The following is a 21003-nucleotide window of genomic DNA, read 5'->3' on the forward strand; positions in this document are numbered from 1 at the left end:
TTCGGGAAGTAAGGTGCTTTGACCTCGATGTTCACCCTGGATAAACCGTTTCATGGGCGTCCCTTGCGATGAGATTCTCGGAAATCATAGCAAGGGTTTACCGGGATGTTTTTACACACTCTGGGCCAAAAGCTGCCCTTTCGAAAATCTCCTAGCGCGGTTACAAACCAGATACCAGCACAAGTGGAAATTACAATGTCCGTCGATACACGCGAAATCCGCATCCAGTCGCCGCGCCTTAGTATTGAGCCATTCTGCGCGCAGGACGCTGTTGAATCTTTCGCTTGTATAACTGCTTCGTTGACTCGCTACATGTCGTGGGAACCACCTGCTTCTCTTGAGGAGTACGCACAAGTCTGGCGTCAGTGGCTGCTCTCTATCGCTGATGGCAGCGACTTTGTATTCGTAATTAGACAACTTGAAAATGCCCGTTTTACCGGACTGGTTGGGCTGCACGATACCCACGCCGAAACACCGGAACTGGGTATCTGGATTCGTGAAGATGAGCACGGGCTAGGCTTTGGAACCGAGGCTGTCCAAGCTGTTGTTCAGTGGGCCAGCCAGCGAGTGGTAGCGAAAAGTTTTATCTACCCCGTTGCGACTAACAACCATGCGAGTCGACGTATTGCTGAGGTTCTGGGTGGAACCATCCTCGAGATGCGCACGTCAGCCAAGTACGACTCGGTTGTTTACCAAATACCAACGGTTTAACCATCTTTATGAACCCGTCGACTGACCGCTTCTGGCCGAGACTGTGTAAAAACGCATCTATCGTGCTTATATCTGCAACGTTAAATCTGCCATATTGAATCAGTCACAAGGGCGGTAGTGGCTGGGTTTATCCCAATTATCTTGCGCGGAAAGCAATGGAGGCTCTTCAACGTGCTCCCATTCCAGATACCACTCGTACGTTTCGTTGTCAGCCTTGAATTCATGTTTAACAGTCCAGCCAAGTTCCACGAGCTTTTGAGCCCGGTGAGGGGCGTGTGTCTTAGTCATTCTCGGGGCTTTCATAATTGTCATCGCGTGTATGATCGCTGGGGATTTTAACGCAGGAGTTGCCGATGAAGCGCTTCATTCAAGGCGAATATCGCGGTCAAAGCACCTGCTCCCCGAGAGCCTCGACGATTACGTCAGCGATACCAATCCGGTGCGTGTAGTCGACGTTTTCGTCGACGAACTCAACCTAGTCAATCTGGGTTTTGAAGGTGCCATTCCAGCCGATACTGGCCGGCCTGCTTACCACCCCGCGATCTTGCTAAAGATCTATATCTACGGCTATCTCAACCGCATCCAGTCGAGCCGACGTTTGGAGCGAGAAGCTCAACGGAACGTCGAGCTCATGTGGTTGACCGGGCGTTTGATGCCAGACTTCAAGACCATTGCCAACTTCCGAAAAGACAACAGCAAGGCCATCCGAGGCGTCTGTCGCCAGTTCGTTGTACTGTGCCAGCAGTTGGGACTGTTCGGAGAAAATCTGGTCGCCATCGACGGCAGCAAATTCAAGGCAGTCAACAATCGCGACCGCAATTTCACCAGCGCCAAACTGAAGCGGCGAATGGAAGAAATTGAATCGAGCATCAACCGTTACCTGACGGCGCTCGATACTGCCGATCGGCAAGAACCCACAGCTTCCAAGCCAAAAGCCGTGCGGCTGGAAGAGAAAATCGCCAAGCTGAAAACGCAAATGAAAGAGCTTCAAGCGATTGAAATCCAGCTCAACGAATCGCCGGATAAACAGGTTTCACTGACCGATCCAGACGCCCGCTCCATGATGACGCGCGGCATCGGTATCGTCGGTTACAACGTCCAGACAGCGGTCGATACGCAGCACCATTTGATCGTTGCACATGAGCTGACCAACGTCGGTTCCGATCGTGATCAACTTAGCTCGATGGCCAAGCAGGCCCGCGACGCGATGGCGCTAGAAACGCTGTCGGTAGTGGCTGACCGAGGTTACTTTAAAAGCGAAGAAATCCTCGCTTGTCATGATGCAGACATCACCGCTTTTGTGCCCAAGCCGATGACCTCTGGAGCCAAGGCTGACGGGCGCTTCAATAACGATGCCTTCATCTATGACACGGCCAAGAACGAATATATTTGTCCGGCTAGAGAAGCGCTCATTTGGCGCTATACCAACGTTGAAAAAGGCCTGAAGCTGCACCGTTACTGGAGTTCGAAATGCCAGGGCTGCGCCTTGAAATCGCAGTGCACACCGAGCACGGAACGACGAGTTCGGCGCTGGGAACATGAAGCGGTACTGGAAGAAATGCAGAACCGGTTGCGCAACGCGCCGGAGATGATGCGAGTCCGAAAACGAACTGTTGAGCATCCCTTCGGGACGCTCAAACAATGGATGGGGGCGACGCACTTCCTGACCCGAAAGCTCGCAGGGGTGAGCGCCGAGATGAGCTTGAATGTGCTCGCCTACAACTTGAAACGGGTCATGAAAGTCATCGGTGCCAACGGTTTGATGAAGGCGATGTCGAGCTAAAAAAACGCCGGTTTTGGCCCATCCAAGAGGCTGTAAAACAGCGTTGGCGTACTCCAGGTCGTTACCGATGCAAGCCGTGACGCTGACCATGCGATCGCTCAGCCAACGAACGTCGATACTCCAAAAAATGATGCCCATGAGCGTTTTTACACACTCTGGGCCGAAAGCGGCCGTAGTCTGGCTCCGATGAGGGATTGGGCGTAGTCACTCGTCTGCGACTGAACAGCCTGGCTAATCACTCAAATGCACACTGCTTTGTAGCAATTTCTAAACATGCAGCAATTTCCACCCACCAAAGCCACTACCGGCACTATGCTTCTATTTTTCGAAAGGAGTCGATGCAATGTCAGACGAATATTCGTTATCGAATGTGCTGGAAAGGATGTACCAGAATCAGCTCGGTCTGGAGGCAGCCTTGATGGAGCTTACGCTACATGCTGAACAGCAAGGTTTTGCCGACGTTGGAGACAATGTTCGGGGTGCCTTGTGGGCGATAGGCGAGAACGCCGGCCATATCAAGCAAGGCTTGGCAAAGCTCAGAAAAAACAATGACAGCTAAAAACTGTCGCCGGTAGAGTTTGAAAAGCGATACGCAATGAGCTTGCAAGCTATCTAAAGATTCCGGGGCGATTCAGTAATCAGTGGCGTCAAGAGAGCATTCGTTGCTCTCGCCCAGGTTGACGGTGAGCCTCTGATCGATGCGCTTTGGGCTCGTATGATTTGCCTTGAGGAAGCGCTGTTTCTCATTTTGGAATGTGTGGACCTCGCCGTTGTGTCGGAAAAAATCCGAGCGAGACCTGAGGTCGACGCTGCGTTGAGCATAATTTTTGGGCGGGCTTCGCCAAATGACTACGCATGCGTCAGAACAGCGCTCGCAAGCTATATGGAAAATCTCCGTTCCTCCACAGCTGGAAAGTACATTTCCCCGATATGACGATCGAGCGTAAGTTTCGGGAGACTTGGTTCTCAATTTTTTGAGCCAAGTATTCCTTCTACGGCTAGCCCATCAGAATTGGATGAGCGGAGCAGGAAGCTACCTGAACCAGTGATACGCTCACCGCTTAGCAATAGGAGTAGCGAATGGCTCGGTACCGTCAAAATCACGATCAGCACTCAGAGCAGGTAGTCTGCGCTAGGTCTTCGGTTGATCACAAGCGATACAAGTTGGTTGATCTGATGAAGCAATGTGATTTCGATTTACCTGAATCACCTGAAATCGTGCTTTGGCGTGACGCGCCCGCTGTCGGAGCGGAGGTCGTGCCGGAACTGGGTCGACGGTGATTGAGCCCTCTGACTGGCATGGCATCTAGCCTCTCGGGAAACAATGACCAGTTGTCCCCGGGAGGTTGCGCTGGTCATTTCGTCATTACTCAAGTCAGAGGAAGCTTCTCGCGATCGAGGCCACCTGCCTTTTTCCACGCTTCAAAGCGATGGGTTGCTGCACCGAAGCTGATCTCCATTGCCGCACCAACGGCATACCGACTCTTTCCGGCATCAAAAAGCCGGTAGCACACCTCAATGCCACGATCGGTCAGCTTGCCGCTCTCGAACTTATTGGCGGTATTGCGAGGATCAAGCTCAGGGATATCGGAAGCATCGGGGACAGGCGCCAAGAGCGTTTTCAGGTTGGCAAATCCAGTCATCACGCGCTCTAAACCTGCGGTGATGTTATCGATGGCATCGCCAACTGCTTTTGGATCGTAATGGGTGGTGTTCATCTAGCTGTACTCTCTTTGTGTAGGTAGGTTACCTAAGGAGGAGCATTTATAGCCGGCCTCTGCACGAGCCGCAAGAATATTCTGTAGGCTACCTACAGAAAGAGAAATGGGAGATTGGAGTGACGGCAGCCACGAGTATCTTGAGGTTGACCCAGTCATAGCGCACAACTGATTGACAGAACAGCCTAGCAGGCGCCAAGCGCCTCTCGCGACATCACCTCTCGCGGCCTGTTCCACGTGCAACCAGCTATTGTGTGAGACATGTAGGCTTTTATCATTTATTAAGTGAATTCCGGCCAGTGGACTCACCAAATAAATGATTCTCTACCAGCGTTTGCTGGAGGTCTTGAAGCAATTATTGTGTGAACCTACAGTTCGATTAACGCGCCATAAACAAGAAAGGCCAACGCTCTGCGTTGGCCTTTTTTATTATTTGGATGACCGCATTTTTGCAAATGCTCCACGTGGAACATCGGTCTACTCAACCCGCCGAGCTGGTAGGAACACTTTCCAAGCGATAGCCATATCCATAAATGGTTAACAGCTGCCATCCCCTATCGGCAGTCAGTCCCAGCTTATTACGCAGTCGATAGATATGGGTATCTAACGGCCGAGACGAGACCATTTCTTCGTGCGTCCAGAATCGCTCATAGAGGTATTCACGAGACAGCGGACGCGCCAGATTGGCGAACAGGCAGCTGGCCAATCGGTACTCGCGCTCGGTGAGGTTGATCGGTTTTCCTGCGCGAGTGACTGTCAGTTCAGCATCGTCAAAAGTCAGGTCGTTGAAACTTTGCACTTCATGGGTCGTGGATTTTTGCAGGCCATGGCGGCGAAGAACCGCGCTGACACGCGCCTTCAATTCATTCGGGCGAAAAGGTTTGCTGACATAGTCATCGGCACCGCTGTTCAACGCCGTGACAATATCGCTTTCAGCGTCACGGCTGGTCAGCATGATGACCGCAGGGGGCGCATCCATGTGTTCGCGTGTCCAGCGCAGCAGTGCGATACCCGTGATGTCTGGCAATTGCCAGTCGAGTATCAGCAGATCAAAGGTTTCTCGACGTAACTGGCGTAGCAGGTCTTCACCCCGCTCGAAACAATGCAGGGTCCAAGGCTGTTCAGTGGTACCAGGAATTTGTCGCAGTGTCTGTTCCACCCGGCGCAATTCCGCGGGTTCGTCATCCAGTATTGCGACACGCATGGGTGGGTCCTTTCATTGAAGAGTACGGCAGCCGTCAGCCTGTTCAAGGCACGTACTGCGCAGATGCCGGCCGTTGAATCTGAAGAATTGTGCTCAGAAACGGCGTTCCCTGGATCTCTCGGTAGGCTGAAGTCCATGAGCGGTTAACCCATTGGAAATTCTCGCTACCTAGGAAGGGAAGATACCGACTCCCGATAGTAAGGAAAAGGCTCAGCCGACGCATGTGCTGTCGTAGACTCCTGTCCTCAGGAACGAGTTACCGCCCCATAATCCCATCGTGCTCAATTCGCCACGGCCAATGCCTTCATGAACATCAAGCAGCAAACATCGTCCCGCGGGTCGAAAATGAGCTTCACTGGGTTCAAGGCGTGTGTGCCTATCCAGCCACTGCTTAGATACGGTGACCTATGATGCTTTGGGGCAAGGCCGAAAAACGCCAACCCACCCACGCCCAGCGCTTGTTTCACGGCTTGGTGCGCGAATGGGTGTGGATCGGCTTGCTGCTGCTGCCTATGACGGCCTACCTGTCGGTGAGTTCGGGGTTGGCGCTGAACAACTCCTTCTATGACACTTTTCGCCGCCTCACTCCTCTACCGGTGGATCCGCGCGTGTTGCTGGTGACCATCGACGAACCGAGCCTCAAGAAACTAGGACCGTGGCCATGGCCACGCAGCTTGCACGCCGATTTGATTGACCGCCTCAATGCCGCACAACCGGCAGGGATCCTTTTCGATGTCATCTTCAGCGAACCCGAGGAACCTGCGAGCGACAAGCGCCTGTCTGACGCCGTATGTAACGCCGGCAATGTAGTGCTGCCGTTGGTTCGCGAAGGCTCTTCTCGCTATAGCCAGGCCGACGCGCAAATGTTGCCCCTGCTCAAATGTGCCAAAGGGCTGGGTCATATCAACGTAGAAGCCGACAACGACGGTGTGGTGCGACGCCTGTACCTGCGTGAGGGACCTGTCGGTGCCACGGTCCCGCAGTTGGCCTGGTTGGCTTATGAAATGAGCGATGAAACGAAGCCGATGCCAGGCAACCCGCAGGCGTCGATATTGAAACATTGGCAGCGCGAACATGGGGTTCGCGTCCCTGTTATTGCGCCTGGTGCCCGATTTCCCAGTGTGTCCTATGTCAGCGTATTGCATGGCGAAGTACCACCTGAAATGCTGCATGGTCGCTTGATTCTAGTGGGGGGGATGGACTCAGGCTTGGGCGATTATTTTTTCAGCCCGCTCTCTTCCACTGTCGGCGCCACGGCCGGGTTGGACATCCAGGCCAACGTTCTCAATGCCTTGCTCCAGGGACGCAGCGTCGTGGATCTGCCTGGATGGCTGGCGGCACTGATAGCGACGAGTCTTGTGGCGGTGCTGCTGGGCCTGCTGCTTCATCGTCCCCGCTATGCCTTGTGGATGACCGTGGGCTGCATGCTTGCGGCGTTGCTTATCGCTTTGGGGTTACTGCGGTTGGGCCACTGGTGGTCCCCCGCCGCGTGTTGGATCGGTTTGCTGCTCAGCTACCTGATCTGGAATTGGCGTCGCCTGAGTGTGATCCTGGCGTATTTCGGTTGGGAACTGGCGCGTCTGGATAACGAGCCCAAGGTGCTTCCCGAGCGTCGCCGCGCGCCCGCGAGCCGCGGTGATGTGTTGCAAGCGCGTATTTTTGCCTTGGAACAGGCCGTCAGCCGCACGCGGGATACCCGCCGTTTTATGGCTGATGGGTTGGAATGCCTGCCGGTGGCCACGCTGATTACCGACCCCCGCGGCAATATTCTGTTGGCTAACCGCATTGCCCGTGAGGTGTTCGGTAATGACCTGGTCGCCGAAAACCTGCTGGAGCAACTTGCCGATCTGGGCTATCCACCGCTGCACAATGGCGTGCGCCCCGCCCTGTCGGCGTTGGAATTGGTGGAGTTTCGCGATATCCATCAACGCAGTCTGCGCATGGAGCTTGCCCCTTTGCTCCCGGCTGAAGGGGACATCGCCCTCGGCTGGCTGCTGAGCCTCACCGACCTGAGCAAAGAGCGCGAGGCCCAGCAGCATCGAGAAACCATGCTGCGCTTCCTGTCCCATGACCTGCGCGCGCCCCACTCGGCCATCCTCGCGTTACTGGATGTGCACAGCGGTGAGTCGCCGGTGTTTGCCCAGGTCGAACAACAAGTTCGACGTGCGCTGAGCCTTACGGAGTCATTTGTGCAGTTGGCGAAAGCCGAGGCTGACGGTTACCAATTCCAGCCGACCTTATTCGCCATGTTGGTGATGGATGCCTTCGACCAAGTGGCAGTAATCGCCCAGCTCAAAGGCATACATCTGGTTCATGACCTGGATGAGACTGACGAAGGCATGGTGTCAGCCGACCAATCGCTGCTGACGCGTGCGTTGTTTAACGTGCTGGAGAATGCCGTCAAATACTCACCTTCCGGGACTACCGTCAGGTTGAGTCACGCCAGTGAGCAGGGCTGGTTGGAATGCCGGATCAGCGACCAGGGCCCAGGTATAGCACCAGAGGATTTGCCGGAGCTGTTCAGTCAGTACCGGCGCTTTGATTCTGCACAGGGCAGCGAAGGGCTTGGGTTGGGGCTAACAATGGTTAAAGCCGTTGTTGAGCGCCATAGAGGCCGGATCGACTGCGAAAGTACACTGGGCAAAGGCACCGCTTTCAGCCTACGTTTGCCTCTTTTAGATGAATAAGTACGGCTTTTTCACAAGGCACAAAAAAACCGGTCATCAGGACCGGTTTTTTTATAGCTGGAAAAACTTATGCACGGTTTTGGTGATTTTATTCTTTTTTTGAATATTCAATAAAATCAGCTAGTTATGTTTAAAAAAGAGCCATTTGCCAACAATCCGTGCACAGGTTATCCACAGAACTTCAAACGACGGGCGTGTCCACCACCACGGGCTCCGGAGGCAGCGAACCCATGGCACGTTGCTGCGCTTCATTCCACGCCTGAGCACGGTCGTTCAGCGCTGCAATAGCCCTTGGGCCCTCTCCTTCGGCGTACATCGGTTCGCCAATCACCACGGTGATCGTGCCTTCGCGTTTGGCCCAGCCAGTTTTTGGCCAGAATTTGCCGGCGTTATGGGCAATCGGCAATACCGGCAGATTAGCGTTGACCGCCAAAGCAGTCCCGCCACGGGAGAACTTGCCCACAGTGCCGTAGGGTACTCGTGTGCCTTCGGGGAAGATCAGTACCCACACACCATCTTTGAGTAGCTCATCGCCCTTCTTGGCAACGTGCTTGAGCGCGGCCTTGGGGTTGTCTCGATCAATCGCGATCGGCCGCAACATCGCCATGGCCCAACCGAAGAACGGGACATACAGCAGTTCGCGCTTGAGCACCTGGCTCAAGGGCGAAAAGTATGCCGAGAGAAAGAACGTTTCCCAGGTGCTCTGATGGTTCGACAGAATCACGCAAGGCTGCTGCGGGACGTTTTCCGCGCCCTTGACCTCGAAACGGATATTCAGGAATACCTTGGCCAACCACAAAGCGCAGCGGCACCAGTAGACGTTGATAAAGCGATAGCGCGCCTTGAACGGCAGGAACGGCGCAATAAAAAAGCTCAGGGTGCACCAGAGAAACGAACTGGTGCCCAGCAGCAGGTAAAAGAAAAAGGTTCTGATGGCCTGCAAGATCGACATGGCGGCATTTACCGTTGCGGGACACGGCCCGCCTGTTGAACAGCGCACTCCCGAACAATCCTTGGTCAGGAAGTCGAGGGCGGCTAGTTGTTGATAAGTTCTGCGGCAACTGCCGCCAGATCGTCAAAAATCAAAGTGCCTACCGGCAGGTTTTTCGCCTGGGTCTTTTCGCCTTTCCCGGTCTTTACCAAAACTGGCTGAGAGTCGACGGCCTTGGCCGCCTCCAGGTCACCGAGGCTGTCCCCGACGAACCATATCCCAGCCAATGGCACGTTGTAATGTTTTGCAATGGTTTTCAACATGCCCGGCTTGGGTTTGCGGCAATCGCAGCCTTCGTCCGGTCCATGGGGGCAGTACACCACCAACCCCACCTCACCGCCCTGCTCGGCCACCAACGTGCGCAAGCGCGCGTGCATGGCGTCCAGGGTGGCGAGGTCATAGTAGCCACGGGCAATGCCGGACTGGTTGGTGGCGACGGCCACCGTCCAGCCGGCTTTGCTCAACTGCGCAATGGCCTCGATCGAGCCGGGCAGTGGAATCCACTCCTCCACCGACTTGATGTAAGCGTCGGAGTCGTAATTGATCACCCCGTCCCGATCGAGAATCAGCAGTTTCAGCATGGTCAGCTCAGGGTCGAAATATCGGCGATATTGACGAACAAGCCGCGCAGACGCGCGAGCATGGCGTAGCGGTTTTTCCGTACACCGGCATCTTCGGCATTGATCATCACCGCTTCGAAGAACGCATCCACCGGCTCACGCAAGGTAGCCAGGCGCGCCAGTGCTTCGGCGTAATTGCGTTCTGCAATCAGCGGTTTCACCGCATTCTCGGCCTTGGCGATGGCCGAGTTCAGCGAGAACTCCTTGGCATCGGCAAACAGGCCAGGGTCGACGTCGGCATTGCCCAGGCCTTCGGCCTTGCTCAGCAGGTTCGACACACGCTTGTTCACGGCCGCCAGCGCATCGGCTTCCGGCAACTTACGGAACGCCTGCACGGCTTGTACGCGCTGGTCGAAGTCCAGTGCCGAACCCGGTTGCAGAGCGCGAACCGACAGGTATACCGACACGTCCACGCCCTCGTCTTCATAACGCGCACGCAGACGGTCGAACACGAATTCCAGCACTTGCTCAGCCAGGCCGGCCTGCTTGACCTTGCCGCCGAACTGGCCGACCGCGAACACCACGGCCTGGGTCAGGTCGAGGTCGAGCTTTTTGTCGATCAGAATGCGCAGCACGCCCAAGGCCGCACGGCGCAGGGCATAGGGGTCTTTGCTACCGGTCGGCAGCATGCCGATACCGAAGATGCCGACCAGGGTGTCCAGCTTATCGGCGATGGCCACGGCCGCGCCGGTCAGGGTGGACGGCAACTCGGCGCCGGCACCGCGCGGCATGTACTGCTCGTTCAGCGCCAGAGCCACGTCGTTCGGCTCGCCGTCGTTGAGGGCATAGTAGTAACCGGCGACGCCTTGCATCTCGGGGAACTCACCGACCATCTCGGTGGCCAGGTCGCACTTGGACAGCAAGCCCGCACGCGCGGCCCAGGCGGCATCACCGCCAATGCGCGGTGCAATGTAAGCGGCCAGCTTCGAAACCCGTACGGCCTTGTCATAGACACTGCCGAGTTTTTCCTGGAACACCACGTTCTGCAGGCGCAGGTTGAAGTCTTCCAGCTTCTGCTTCTTGTCTTGCTTGAAGAAGAACTCGGCGTCGGTCAGGCGCGGGCGAACGACTTTCTCGTTACCGGCGATGATCTGCTGCGGGTCCTTGCTCTCGATGTTGGCCACGGTGATAAAGCGCGGCAGCAACTTGCCGTCCATGTCCAGCAGGCAGAAATACTTCTGGTTGTCCTGCATGGTGGTGATCAGGGCTTCCTGCGGCACGTCGAGGAAGCGCTCTTCGAACGAGCACACCAACGGCACCGGCCATTCAACCAGCGCGGTCACTTCGTCGAGCAGGTTCGGCGGCACGATGGCGGTGCCTTCCTGCAGGCGGGCCAGCTCTTCGGTGCGCTTGCTGATCAGTTCACGACGTTCATTGGCATCGGCCAATACGTAAGCGCCGCGCAGGTCATTGAGGTAATTGGCCGGCGAGGTGATGCGCACGCTTTGCGGATGATGGAAACGGTGACCGCGGGAGTCGCGGCCGGCTTTCTGGGCGAGGATGGTGCAGTCGATGACCTGATCACCGAGCAGCATCACCAGCCACTGGGTCGGACGCACGAACTCTTCCTTGCGCGCGCCCCAGCGCATGCGCTTGGGAATCGGCAGGTCGTTCAGAGAGTCTTCGACAATGGTCGGCAACAGGCTGGCAGTCGGCTTGCCGGTAATCACCTGGCTAAAGCGCAGTTTCGGACCGCTTTGATCGATGTCGCTCAGCTCGACGCCACATTTTTTGGCAAAGCCAAGGGCGGCCTGGGTCGGGTTACCTTCGGCGTCGAACGCGGCCTGGCGCGGCGGGCCGTCGAGGTTGATGCTGCGGTCCGGCTGTTGGGTTTCCAGCGCGGTCAGCAACACGGCCAGGCGGCGCGGCGCGGCGTAGACCTTTTTGGCTTCAAACTTCAGGCCGGCGGTCTGCAGGCCTTTTTCGATCCCGGCCAGGAAGGCGTCGGCCAGGGTATTGAGTGCCTTGGGTGGCAGCTCTTCGGTGCCCAGTTCAACCAGGAAATCTTGAGCACTCATTGTGCAGCCTCCAGCTTAGCCAACACTTCATCACGCAGGTCCGGGGTTGCCATCGGGAAGCCCAGCTTGGCGCGTGCCAGCAGGTAGGCTTGGGCGACGGAACGCGCCAGGGTGCGTACACGCAGGATGTATTGCTGACGCGCGGTCACCGAGATGGCGCGGCGGGCGTCCAGCAGGTTGAAGGTATGGGAAGCCTTCAACACCATTTCATAGCTCGGCAACGGCAGCGGCTGATCCAACTCGATCAGGCGCTTGGCTTCGCTTTCATAGAAATCGAACAGTTCGAACAGCTTGTCGACATTGGCGTGTTCGAAGTTATAGGTCGACTGCTCCACTTCGTTCTGGTGGAACACGTCGCCATAGGTGACTTTGCCGAACGGGCCGTCAGCCCATACCAGGTCGTAGACCGAATCCACACCTTGCAGGTACATCGCCAGGCGTTCCAGGCCGTAGGTGATTTCGCCGGTCACTGGGTAGCACTCGATGCCGCCGGCCTGCTGGAAGTACGTGAATTGCGTCACTTCCATACCGTTGAGCCAGACTTCCCAGCCCAGACCCCAGGCGCCCAGGGTCGGCGATTCCCAGTTGTCTTCGACGAAACGGATGTCGTGTACCAGAGGGTCCAGGCCCACATGCTTGAGCGAGCCCAGGTACAGTTCCTGGAAATTGTCCGGGTTGGGCTTCAATACCACCTGGAACTGGTAGTAGTGCTGCAGACGGTTCGGGTTTTCGCCGTAGCGGCCGTCAGTCGGGCGGCGACTGGGCTGCACATAAGCGGCGTTCCAGGTTTCCGGGCCGATGGCCCGCAGGAATGTTGCGGTGTGGAAAGTGCCGGCGCCTACTTCCATATCGTAGGGCTGAAGTACCACACAACCTTGCTCGGCCCAGTATTGCTGGAGGGCGAGGATCAAGTCTTGGAAGGTACGCACGGCTGGCGTAGGCTGGCTCACGAAATTCACCTGTTACTTGGGCTGCGATTTAAAGAGCGGGAGTATACCCGATTCGGCCGCGCCACCATCCCCTGGAGCCTTATGCCACGCTGCTTTTGGTGTTCTGAAGATCCGCTGTACATGGCTTATCACGATCAAGAGTGGGGAACGCCGCTGCGCGATGCGCAGGGTTTGTTCGAGTTGTTATTGCTCGAAGGGTTCCAGGCGGGCCTGTTCTGGATCACCGTTTTACGCAAACGCGAGCATTATCGAAAGGTGTTGTTCGGCTTCGATGCCCAGCGCCTGGCGCGCTTGAGCGATGATGAAATCGAAGCGTTGATGCAGGACCCAGGCATCGTGCGCAATCGCTTGAAGCTCAACGCCACGCGCCGCAATGCGGCTGCCTGGCTGGCACTGGCAGACCCGGTGGGCTTGCTATGGTCTTTCGTCGGTGGCGTGCCCAAGATCAATCACTTCAAGGATCGCAGTGAAGTTCCGGCGATCACGCCAGAGGCCGAGGCGATGAGCAAAGCCTTGAAAAAAGCCGGTTTCACCTTTGTCGGTCCGACCATTTGCTACGCCTTTATGCAGGCCTCGGGCATGGTCATGGATCACACTCAGGATTGCGACCGTTACGCGCAGTTGGTCAACGCCGGTTAGAATGCGCGCTTTGCGCACCGCACACGATCAGGAGTGACCTGTGGAAAAGTTTAAAGGCGCCTTGCTGGTAGGCGCTCTCCGGTTGTTCGCCCTACTGCCCTGGCGCGCTGTCCAGGCCGTCGGTACCGCGATTGGCTGGGTCATGTGGAAAACCCCCAACCGCTCTCGCGACACGGTGCGGATCAACCTCTCCAAATGCTTTCCGGACATGGACCCCGCCGAGCGCGAGCGGCTGGTAGGCCGCAGCCTGATGGACATCGGCAAGTCCCTGACCGAAAGCGCCTGCGCCTGGATCTGGCCGGCCCAGCGCTCCATCGACCTGGTGCGTGAAGTCGAAGGACTGGAAGTCCTGCACGAGGCTCTGGCGTCGGGTAAAGGCGTGGTGGGCATCACCAGTCATCTGGGCAACTGGGAAGTGTTGAACCACTTCTATTGCAGCCAGTGCAAACCGATCATTTTCTACCGCCCGCCCAAGCTCAAGGCGGTGGACGAATTGCTGCGCAAGCAGCGGGTGCAACTGGGCAACCGCGTAGCTGCGTCCACCAAGGAAGGCATCCTGAGTGTGATCAAGGAAGTGCGCAAAGGTGGCCAAGTGGGTATTCCCGCCGACCCGGAACCGGCGGAGTCCGCAGGAATCTTCGTGCCGTTCTTCGCCACCCAAGCCCTCACCAGCAAATTCGTGCCCAACATGCTCGCCGGCCACAAGGCCGTGGGCGTGTTCCTGCATGCCCTGCGCCTGCCGGACGGTTCGGGCTACAAAGTGATCCTGGAAGCGGCGCCGGAAGACATGTACAGCACCGACACCGCCACGTCCTGCGCGGCGATGAGCAAGGTGGTGGAACGTTACGTCGGCGCCTACCCGAGCCAGTACATGTGGAGCATGAAGCGCTTCAAGAAGCGTCCGCCGGGTGAAGCACGGTGGTACTGACCCACTGCTGACCGAAAAACAACGGCAAACCAAATGTGGGAGGGGGCAAGTCGAATCGTCGCACCGCCCCTCCTACATTTTCGATCTGCTCGGGTTTAGCGGTCGAGTTTCTTCAGGAACACCATCATCTCTTTCTCGGCCTGCTTGTCGCCGTGGGCCTGGGCCGCTTCGATGCCCTTCTCCCACGCCTGCCGCGCTGCGGCATTATCGCCCAAGCCCAACTGTGCCTTGCCTAACAACTTCCACGCCGCCGAATATTTCGGATCAAAGCCGACGCACCGCTGCAAATGCTCGGCTGCCTTGGCGTTGTCCTTCAAATCCAAATAACCCTTGCCCAGACCAAAGCGCAACAGCGAGTTATCCACACCCTTGGCGAGCATTTTCTCCAGGGATTCAAGCATGCCGGCGTACTCCTAAATCAGAAAAAGCTCAGCCCCACGTGGAACAGTTTCTCCACGTCACGGATATGTTTCTTATCCACAAGGAAAAGGATGACGTGGTCACCAGTGGCGATCACCGTGTCGTCGTGGGCAATGATCACCTCTTCATCGCGAATGATCGCGCCAATGGTGGTGCCCGGCGGCAGGCCGATGTCGCGAATGGCCTTGCCGATGACCTTGCTCGACTTCGAATCGCCGTGGGCAATCGCCTCAATCGCTTCCGCCGCGCCCCGACGCAGGGAGTGCACGCTGACGATATCGCCACGGCGCACATGGGCGAGCAAAGTGCCGATGGTCGCCAGTTGCGGGCTGATGGCGATGTCGATATCGCCACCCTGGATCAGGTCCACATAGGCCGGATTGTTGATGATGGTCATCACCTTTTTTGCCCCCAGGCGCTTGGCCAGCAAGGAGGACATGATGTTGGCCTCGTCATCGTTGGTCAGCGCCAGGAAAATATCGGCGTCGGCGATGTTCTCTTCCACCAGCAGGTCGCGGTCTGAAGCACTGCCTTGGAGTACGACCGTACTGTCCAAGGTGTCGGATAAATGCCGGCAGCGTGCAGGGCTCATCTCGATGATCTTGACTTGGTAGCGGCTTTCGATGGCCTCTGCCAAACGCTCACCGATTTGCCCGCCGCCGGCTATGACGATGCGCTTGTAGGTTTCGTCCAGTCGGCGCATTTCGCTCATGACTGCGCGAATATTCGCTTTGGCGGCGATGAAAAACACTTCGTCGTCGGCTTCGATCACCGTGTCGCCCTGGGGCAGGATCGGCCGATCACGACGGAAAATCGCCGCCACGCGGGTTTCGACGTTCGGCATATGTTCGCGCAATTGGCGCAACTGCTGGCCCACCAAAGGCCCGCCGTAATAGGCCTTCACCGCTACCAGCTGCGCTTTGCCTTCGGCGAAGTCGATCACCTGCAAGGCGCCGGGGATCTCGATCAGGCGCTTGATGTAGTGGGTAACCACCTGCTCCGGGCTGATCAAGACATCCACCGGGATCGCATCGTTATCAAACAGCCCGGCGCGGGTCAGGTAGGCCGCCTCACGCACCCGGGCGATCTTGGTCGGCGTGTGAAACAGTGTGTGAGCGACCTGGCAGGCGACCATGTTGGTTTCGTCGCTATTGGTCACGGCGACCAGCATGTCGGCGTCGTCGGCACCGGCCTGGCGCAGTACGGTAGGAAACGAGGCGCGGCCTTGTACGGTTCGGATATCCAGGCGGTCACCCAAATTCCGCAGACGCTCGGCGTCGGTGTCCACCACGGTGATGTCATTGGCTTCGCTGGCCAAATGTTCAGCCAACGTGCCACCGACCTGCCCTGCGCCTAGGATGATGATTTTCATCCGGTCACTCCCTCAAAGCCTTTAGCCGCGCGCGGCGGCGATCTTGATCAGTTTGGCGTAGTAGAAGCCATCGTGCCCGCCTTCCTGCGCAAGCAGTTGGCGGCCATGGGGCTGTTTGATACCGGCCGCAGTGGCGAGGTCCAGCTCCCGCGCGCCGCTGGTGCGCGCGAGAAAGGCTTCAATAACCTCGGTGTTCTCGGTGGGTAAAGTGGAGCAGGTGGCGTAGAGCAGAATGCCGCCGACTTCCAGGGTTGGCCACAGGGCATCGAGCAACTCGCCTTGCAGCGCGGCGAGGGCGGCGATGTCATCGGCTTGGCGGGTGAGTTTGATGTCCGGGTGGCGGCGGATCACTCCGGTGGCGGAGCATGGCGCATCGAGCAGAATGCGCTGGAAAGGTTTGCCGTCCCACCAAGTGGCAGTGTCGCGTCCGTCGGCGGCAATCAGTTCGGCGCTCAGGCCCAGGCGCGCGAGGTTTTCCCGTACACGCACCAGGCGCTTGGCTTCCAAGTCGACGGCGACTACCTGTGCCAGGTCTTTTTCCACTTCCAGAATGTGACACGTCTTACCGCCCGGCGCGCAGCAGGCATCCAGCACACGTTGGCCTGGCGCCAGATCGAGCAGGTCGGCGGCCAGCTGTGCGGCTTCGTCCTGCACGCTGATCCAACCCTCGGCAAACCCCGGCAGGCCGCGCACATCGGTGGCGGTTTCGAGCACGATGCCGTCGACGCTGTAGGCGCATGGCGTGGCGCTGAGGCCGGCATCGCTGAGCAGTTTCAGGTAGGCGTCGCGCTGATGATGGCGGCGATTGACTCGCAGGATCATCGGCGGGTGCGCATTGTTGGCTGCGCAGATGGCTTCCCACTGCTGCGGCCAAAAAGCTTTCAGGGATTTCTGCAACCAGCGTGGGTGCGCGGTACGCACCACCGGGTCATGTTCAAGCTCGGCCAGCAGCGCTTCGCTTTCACGCTGGGCGCGGCGCAGCACGGCGTTGAGCAGGGCCTTGGCCCAGGGCTTTTTCAGTTTGTCGGCACAGCCGACGGTTTCTCCGATGGCGGCGTGGGCCGGCACCCGGGTGTAGAGCAGTTGATAGAGGCCCACCAACAGCAGCGCTTCGACATCTGCATCCGCCGCCTTGAACGGCTTTTGCAACAGCTTGGCTGCCAACGCCGACAAACGTGGTTGCCAGCGGGCTGTGCCGAAGGCCAGGTCCTGAGTGAAACCGCGATCGCGATCTTCAACCTTATCCAACTGTGTGGGCAGCGAACTGTTGAGCGATGCCTTGCCGTTGAGAACGGCGGCGAGTGCCTTGGCGGCAGCCAGACGCGGGTTCATTGGACGGCCGCCCCGAGGACGGTACCCAGGGAAAACTTCTCACGTCGGCTGTTGAACAAATCGCTGAAATTCAGCGCTTTGCCACCGGGCAATTGCAGACGAGTCAGGCATAGCGCCTGTTCGCCGCAGGCCACCAGCAGGCCGTCCTTGCTGGCGCCGATGATCTCACCGGACGCGCCGTTGCCGTCGGCCAAGGTAGCGGCCAGCACTTTCAGGGCTTCGCCATTGAGGGTGCTGTGGCAGATCGGCCACGGGTTGAAGGCACGCACGAGGCGCTCCAGCTCGACGGCCGGGCGGCGCCAGTCGATGCGTGCTTCGTCCTTGTTCAATTTGTGTGCGTAAGTGGCCAGGCTGTCGTCCTGCACGTCGCCTTGCAGGGTTCCGGCGGCCAGGCCGGCGATGGCCTGGATCACAGCCGGTGGGCCCAGCTCGGCGAGGCGGTCGTGCAGGCTGCCGCCGGTGTCTTCGGCGGTGATTGGGGTGGTGACTTTCAACAGCATCGGGCCGGTGTCCAGGCCTGCTTCCATGCGCATCACGGTCACGCCGCTTTCGCTGTCGCCGGCCTCGACGGCACGCTGGATCGGCGCCGCACCGCGCCAGCGCGGCAATAGCGAGGCGTGGCTGTTGATGCAGCCAAGGCGTGGGATATCCAGGACGGCCTGAGGCAGGATCAGACCATAGGCCACCACCACCAGCAGGTCCGGTTGTAACGCGGCCAATTCGGCCTGAGCCTCGGCGTTGCGCAGGGTCGGCGGCTGCAGCACGGGGATGTTGTGTTCCAGCGCCAGTTGCTTGACCGGGCTCGGCATCAGTTTTTGCCCACGCCCGGCCGGACGATCCGGCTGGGTGTACACCGCGACCACCTCATAGGGGCTGGCGAGCAGCGCCTTGAGGTGTTCGGCGGCAAATTCGGGTGTACCGGCAAAAACAATGCGCAGTGGCTCGGTCATGGGCGTTCTCGGTTAAAAACAGTCACAAAAGAAAAAGGCTTGCCGCAGCAAGCCTTTGGAAGAGGGGCATCAAGCTTGCTGGCGATGCTTTTTTTCCAGCTTCTTCTTGATCCGGTCACGCTTAAGCGTGGACAGGTAATCGACAAACAGTTTGCCGTTGAGGTGGTCGCATTCGTGCTGGATACATACCGCCAGCAGGCCGTCGGCGATCAGTTCATAGGGCTTGCCATCACGGTCCAGAGCCTTAATTTTCACGCGCAACGGGCGCTCGACGTTCTCGTAGAACTCCGGCACCGACAGGCAGCCTTCCTGGTATTCGCCCATCTCGTCGGTCAGCGGTTCGAATTCGGGGTTGATGAACACCCGTGGTTCGCTGCGATCTTCCGACAGGTCCATGACCACGACGCGCTGATGCACGTTGACCTGGGTCGCGGCGAGGCCGATGCCCGGGGCTTCATACATTGTTTCAAACATGTCATCGACCAACTGACGAACCTTGTCGTCCACTACGGCCACCGGTTTGGCGATCGTGCGCAGGCGCGAGTCGGGAAATTCGAGGATGTTCAAAATAGCCATAAGCGTAATTGCTGCACATGTGAGGTAAAGGCAAATCGGCGGTGGGATGGACCCATACGGCCGGTGTGAAACGCTCGAAAGCCGCGAAGGCCAAGGCATTTCACGCGAACGCACATAATAAAGGAGATTGACCCCATGAGGAAATCGCTACTCGTCTTGCTGCTGTGGGCGCCGTTTGCCATGGCGTTATTGCCGCGGCCAGACCAGCCTCTCGATCCATCGACGCAACAGGCCATCCAACGCTTTCTGCTGCACAACCGCATTCTGGATAAACCCGAGGATCTGGACACAGCGCCTTACATTATCGCGGCCGACAACGGTCGGGTCATGGGCGCCAACGGTGAGCGTGTGCATGCCCGTGGCGTTTTGGATCCTGCCCAGCCCGCCTACGCCGTGGTGCGGCGCGGCAAGCTTTACACTGACCCTGCCACCCAAGAATTGCTGGGCGTCAATGCCGACGATATCGGCACTGCTCGCTTTATCTACGCTGGTGATCTGAGCACCCTGGCGCTGCAACGGGTGACCCAGGAGGTACGCCCCGGTGATCGCTTGCTGCGTGTCGAGCCTGCGGTGGACCTGGCAAGGCTCAAAGTGCCGCTGAATGCGGCGTTTATCGAAGGGCGCATCATCGATGTCCCCCGAGGCGTCACCCAGATTGGGGTGCTCGACGCCGTCACTCTGGACAAAGGTCGTCGCGATGGCTTGGTCGAAGGCCAGTTGCTGACCGTCATAAAAGCCGGTGCCACCATCAGGGACTCCCTGAGTGACTCCCCGGTAACGCTTCCCGATGAACCCGCCGGCACCCTGCTGGTGTTTCGCACCTATGAAAAGCTCAGCTTTGGCCTGGTGCTTAGCGCTTCACACTCATTGGCGGTGATGGACCGTTTCGAGACTGCCCGTCAAAGCCAATAAGTAGCCTGCTAAATAAGTTACCAACAGACTTATCCACAGCTTGTTCCGGTCAAGGATGATCAGATGAATCCGATTAATAGCCATGAAATTTCCCCGTCAGAACTGGAGGCTCGCCTACGGCTGCACAGGCTGCCGGAGCTGGGTCCGAAGCGTTTTCGTTTGTTGATTGAGGCGTTCGGTTGCGCCTCCAAAGCCATCAGCGCCCCTGCCAGTGCCTGGCGATCTCTGGGCTTGCCGGCCATCAGCGCCGAGGCACGGCGAAGCCAGGAAATCCGCGACGGTGCCAGCGCGGCATTGGCGTGGCTTGAGCATCCGGCCCAGCATTTGTTGATGTGGGATCAGCCTGAATACCCGGCACTGCTGGCCCAGATCGATGATGCGCCGCCGTTGTTATTCATTGCCGGCGACCCTGGCATTCTGGAAAAACCGCAGTTGGCGGTGGTCGGCAGTCGTCGCGCGTCCCGCCCAGGCATGGATACCGCCGCTGCGTTTTCCCGCAGCCTGGCGGGCGCCGGGTTTGTCATCACCAGTGGCTTGGCCTTGGGTATCGACGGCGCGGCACATCAGGCTGCGCTGGAGGTGGGCGGTCAGACAATCGGCGTGCTGGGCACGGGACTGGAAAATTTTTATCCACAACGTCATCGGCGCCTTGCCGCGGCGATGATTGCTCAAGGCAGCGCGGTGGTTTCTGAGTTTCCGCTGGATGCCGCACCCCAGGCTGCCAACTTTCCACGGCGTAACCGGATCATCAGTGGCCTGTCCTTGGGCGTACTGGTGGTGGAAGCCAGCATGGCCAGCGGTTCGCTGATTACGGCCAAACTGGCGGCCGAGCAGGGCCGTGAGGTGTACGCAATCCCCGGCTCCATCCATCACCCTGGCGCCAAGGGCTGCCATCAGTTGATCCGCGAGGGTGCGGTGCTGGTGGAAACCATCGAGCATATTCTGGAAGGCTTGCGTGGCTGGCAGGCGTTATCACAGCCGGCGCCGATCCCGGTTACTCATCCGCTGGTGGCACTGCTGCACGCTGCGCCCCAGACCAGCGAGGGGTTGGCCATTGCCAGCGGGCGCACATTGTCCCAAGTGCTGGCGACGCTGACCGAGCTGGAGCTGGAAGGCCAGGTCATCTGCGAGAGCGGGCGCTGGCTCGCGCGTGGCTAGGTTTTTGTGCTGCTAGGTTTTGCAAAGAAGATGG

The 21003-nt window shown here is 58.1% G+C and carries 18 protein-coding genes and 1 pseudogene; 8 read left to right on the forward strand and 11 right to left on the reverse strand.

Annotated features, from left to right (window positions below; translation table 11 throughout):
- Nucleotides 1–195 precede the first annotated feature (195 nt).
- The 3 genes and pseudogenes from FIV35_RS19780 (at nt 196) to FIV35_RS19790 (ending at nt 3053) form a co-directional block, all read left to right on the forward strand.
- Entirely contained in the window at nt 196–711 is a 516-nt protein-coding gene (locus tag FIV35_RS19780) for a GNAT family N-acetyltransferase (protein WP_083377924.1), read from the forward strand.
- 353 nt (nt 712–1064) lie between these two features.
- Nucleotides 1065–2494 (forward strand): annotated as a pseudogene (locus FIV35_RS19785) (IS1182 family transposase).
- Nucleotides 2495–2837: 343 nt separating this feature from the next.
- Complete coding sequence (locus FIV35_RS19790) at nt 2838–3053, forward strand: hypothetical protein (RefSeq protein WP_034136310.1); 216 nt, start codon at nt 2838–2840, stop codon at nt 3051–3053.
- Nucleotides 3054–3864: 811 nt separating this feature from the next.
- Here the strand turns inward: FIV35_RS19790 and FIV35_RS19795 are convergent.
- Complete coding sequence (locus FIV35_RS19795; protein WP_034136311.1) at nt 3865–4212, reverse strand: hypothetical protein; 348 nt, start codon at nt 4210–4212, stop codon at nt 3865–3867.
- Between the two features lie 481 nt (nt 4213–4693).
- Entirely contained in the window at nt 4694–5416 is a 723-nt protein-coding gene (locus FIV35_RS19800; RefSeq protein ID WP_034136312.1) for a response regulator transcription factor, read from the reverse strand.
- 407 nt (nt 5417–5823) lie between these two features.
- Between FIV35_RS19800 and FIV35_RS19805 the strand changes: the two genes are divergently transcribed.
- Nucleotides 5824–8103, forward strand: a complete 2280-nt coding sequence (locus FIV35_RS19805; protein ID WP_034136313.1) for a CHASE2 domain-containing protein — start codon at nt 5824–5826, stop codon at nt 8101–8103.
- 181 nt (nt 8104–8284) lie between these two features.
- Here the strand turns inward: FIV35_RS19805 and FIV35_RS19810 are convergent, their stop codons facing one another.
- The 4 genes from FIV35_RS19810 to glyQ form a co-directional block, all read right to left on the reverse strand.
- Nucleotides 8285–9055, reverse strand: coding sequence for a lysophospholipid acyltransferase family protein (locus FIV35_RS19810; protein ID WP_034101628.1), 771 nt, complete (start codon nt 9053–9055; stop codon nt 8285–8287).
- Between the two features lie 83 nt (nt 9056–9138).
- On the reverse strand, nt 9139–9675 hold the full coding sequence (gene gmhB, locus FIV35_RS19815; protein WP_162276705.1) for a D-glycero-beta-D-manno-heptose 1,7-bisphosphate 7-phosphatase: 537 nt from the start codon (nt 9673–9675) through the stop codon (nt 9139–9141).
- 2 nt (nt 9676–9677) lie between these two features.
- Entirely contained in the window at nt 9678–11732 is a 2055-nt protein-coding gene (gene glyS, locus FIV35_RS19820; protein WP_034136314.1) for a glycine--tRNA ligase subunit beta, read from the reverse strand.
- Complete coding sequence (glyQ, locus tag FIV35_RS19825) at nt 11729–12682, reverse strand: glycine--tRNA ligase subunit alpha (protein ID WP_003187265.1); 954 nt, start codon at nt 12680–12682, stop codon at nt 11729–11731. Before glyQ ends, glyS begins: the two co-directional genes overlap by 4 nt.
- Before the next feature lie 81 nt (nt 12683–12763).
- Here glyQ and FIV35_RS19830 point away from each other — a divergent pair, with 81 nt between their 5' ends.
- Nucleotides 12764–13321 (forward strand): DNA-3-methyladenine glycosylase I, encoded by a 558-nt coding sequence (locus tag FIV35_RS19830; protein ID WP_083377923.1) that lies wholly within the window; start codon nt 12764–12766, stop codon nt 13319–13321.
- 40 nt (nt 13322–13361) lie between these two features.
- The gene (locus tag FIV35_RS19835; RefSeq protein ID WP_034101631.1) at nt 13362–14249 is read left to right on the forward strand and encodes a lysophospholipid acyltransferase; all 888 of its coding nucleotides are present in this window, start codon (nt 13362–13364) and stop codon (nt 14247–14249) included.
- A 95-nt stretch (nt 14250–14344) separates the two neighbouring features.
- Here FIV35_RS19835 and FIV35_RS19840 read toward each other — a convergent pair whose 3' ends face one another.
- From FIV35_RS19840 to def, 5 genes are all read right to left on the reverse strand, one after another.
- Nucleotides 14345–14650 (reverse strand): tetratricopeptide repeat protein, encoded by a 306-nt coding sequence (locus tag FIV35_RS19840; protein WP_034136316.1) that lies wholly within the window; start codon nt 14648–14650, stop codon nt 14345–14347.
- A gap of 17 nt (nt 14651–14667) precedes the next feature.
- Nucleotides 14668–16041, reverse strand: coding sequence for a Trk system potassium transporter TrkA (trkA, locus tag FIV35_RS19845; RefSeq protein ID WP_034101634.1), 1374 nt, complete (start codon nt 16039–16041; stop codon nt 14668–14670).
- A gap of 21 nt (nt 16042–16062) precedes the next feature.
- Nucleotides 16063–17373 (reverse strand): 16S rRNA (cytosine(967)-C(5))-methyltransferase RsmB, encoded by a 1311-nt coding sequence (gene rsmB, locus FIV35_RS19850; protein WP_034136317.1) that lies wholly within the window; start codon nt 17371–17373, stop codon nt 16063–16065.
- Nucleotides 17370–18323, reverse strand: coding sequence for a methionyl-tRNA formyltransferase (fmt, locus tag FIV35_RS19855; RefSeq protein ID WP_034136318.1), 954 nt, complete (start codon nt 18321–18323; stop codon nt 17370–17372). Before fmt ends, rsmB begins: the two co-directional genes overlap by 4 nt.
- Nucleotides 18324–18392: 69 nt before the next feature.
- On the reverse strand, nt 18393–18899 hold the full coding sequence (gene def / locus FIV35_RS19860) for a peptide deformylase (protein ID WP_034101640.1): 507 nt from the start codon (nt 18897–18899) through the stop codon (nt 18393–18395).
- 135 nt (nt 18900–19034) lie between these two features.
- Here def and FIV35_RS19865 point away from each other — a divergent pair, with 135 nt between their 5' ends.
- Nucleotides 19035–19811 (forward strand): hypothetical protein, encoded by a 777-nt coding sequence (locus FIV35_RS19865; RefSeq protein WP_034136319.1) that lies wholly within the window; start codon nt 19035–19037, stop codon nt 19809–19811.
- 63 nt (nt 19812–19874) lie between these two features.
- Nucleotides 19875–20969, forward strand: a complete 1095-nt coding sequence (gene dprA, locus FIV35_RS19870; protein WP_034136320.1) for a DNA-processing protein DprA — start codon at nt 19875–19877, stop codon at nt 20967–20969.
- Nucleotides 20970–21003: the final 34 nt, after the last annotated feature.

The sequence above is a fragment of the Pseudomonas rhodesiae genome (assembly GCF_007858255.1).
Taxonomy (GTDB): domain Bacteria; phylum Pseudomonadota; class Gammaproteobacteria; order Pseudomonadales; family Pseudomonadaceae; genus Aquipseudomonas; species Aquipseudomonas rhodesiae.

Bases quoted from the DNA above. Each gene is read 5' to 3' on its own strand.
- def (WP_034101640.1), bottom strand. From the start codon at position 18,899: ATGGCTATTTTGAACATCCTCGAATTTCCCGACTCGCGCCTGCGCACG.
- FIV35_RS19865 (WP_034136319.1), top strand. From the start codon at position 19,035: ATGAGGAAATCGCTACTCGTCTTGCTGCTGTGGGCGCCGTTTGCCATG.
- FIV35_RS19805 (WP_034136313.1), top strand. From the start codon at position 5,824: ATGATGCTTTGGGGCAAGGCCGAAAAACGCCAACCCACCCACGCCCAG.
- FIV35_RS19840 (WP_034136316.1), bottom strand. From the start codon at position 14,650: ATGCTTGAATCCCTGGAGAAAATGCTCGCCAAGGGTGTGGATAACTCG.
- gmhB (WP_162276705.1), bottom strand. From the start codon at position 9,675: ATGCTGAAACTGCTGATTCTCGATCGGGACGGGGTGATCAATTACGAC.
- trkA (WP_034101634.1), bottom strand. From the start codon at position 16,041: ATGAAAATCATCATCCTAGGCGCAGGGCAGGTCGGTGGCACGTTGGCT.
- rsmB (WP_034136317.1), bottom strand. From the start codon at position 17,373: ATGAACCCGCGTCTGGCTGCCGCCAAGGCACTCGCCGCCGTTCTCAAC.
- fmt (WP_034136318.1), bottom strand. From the start codon at position 18,323: ATGACCGAGCCACTGCGCATTGTTTTTGCCGGTACACCCGAATTTGCC.
- dprA (WP_034136320.1), top strand. From the start codon at position 19,875: ATGAATCCGATTAATAGCCATGAAATTTCCCCGTCAGAACTGGAGGCT.
- FIV35_RS19780 (WP_083377924.1), top strand. From the start codon at position 196: ATGTCCGTCGATACACGCGAAATCCGCATCCAGTCGCCGCGCCTTAGT.
- FIV35_RS19800 (WP_034136312.1), bottom strand. From the start codon at position 5,416: ATGCGTGTCGCAATACTGGATGACGAACCCGCGGAATTGCGCCGGGTG.
- FIV35_RS19810 (WP_034101628.1), bottom strand. From the start codon at position 9,055: ATGTCGATCTTGCAGGCCATCAGAACCTTTTTCTTTTACCTGCTGCTG.
- FIV35_RS19790 (WP_034136310.1), top strand. From the start codon at position 2,838: ATGTCAGACGAATATTCGTTATCGAATGTGCTGGAAAGGATGTACCAG.
- glyS (WP_034136314.1), bottom strand. From the start codon at position 11,732: ATGAGTGCTCAAGATTTCCTGGTTGAACTGGGCACCGAAGAGCTGCCA.
- FIV35_RS19830 (WP_083377923.1), top strand. From the start codon at position 12,764: ATGCCACGCTGCTTTTGGTGTTCTGAAGATCCGCTGTACATGGCTTAT.
- FIV35_RS19795 (WP_034136311.1), bottom strand. From the start codon at position 4,212: ATGAACACCACCCATTACGATCCAAAAGCAGTTGGCGATGCCATCGAT.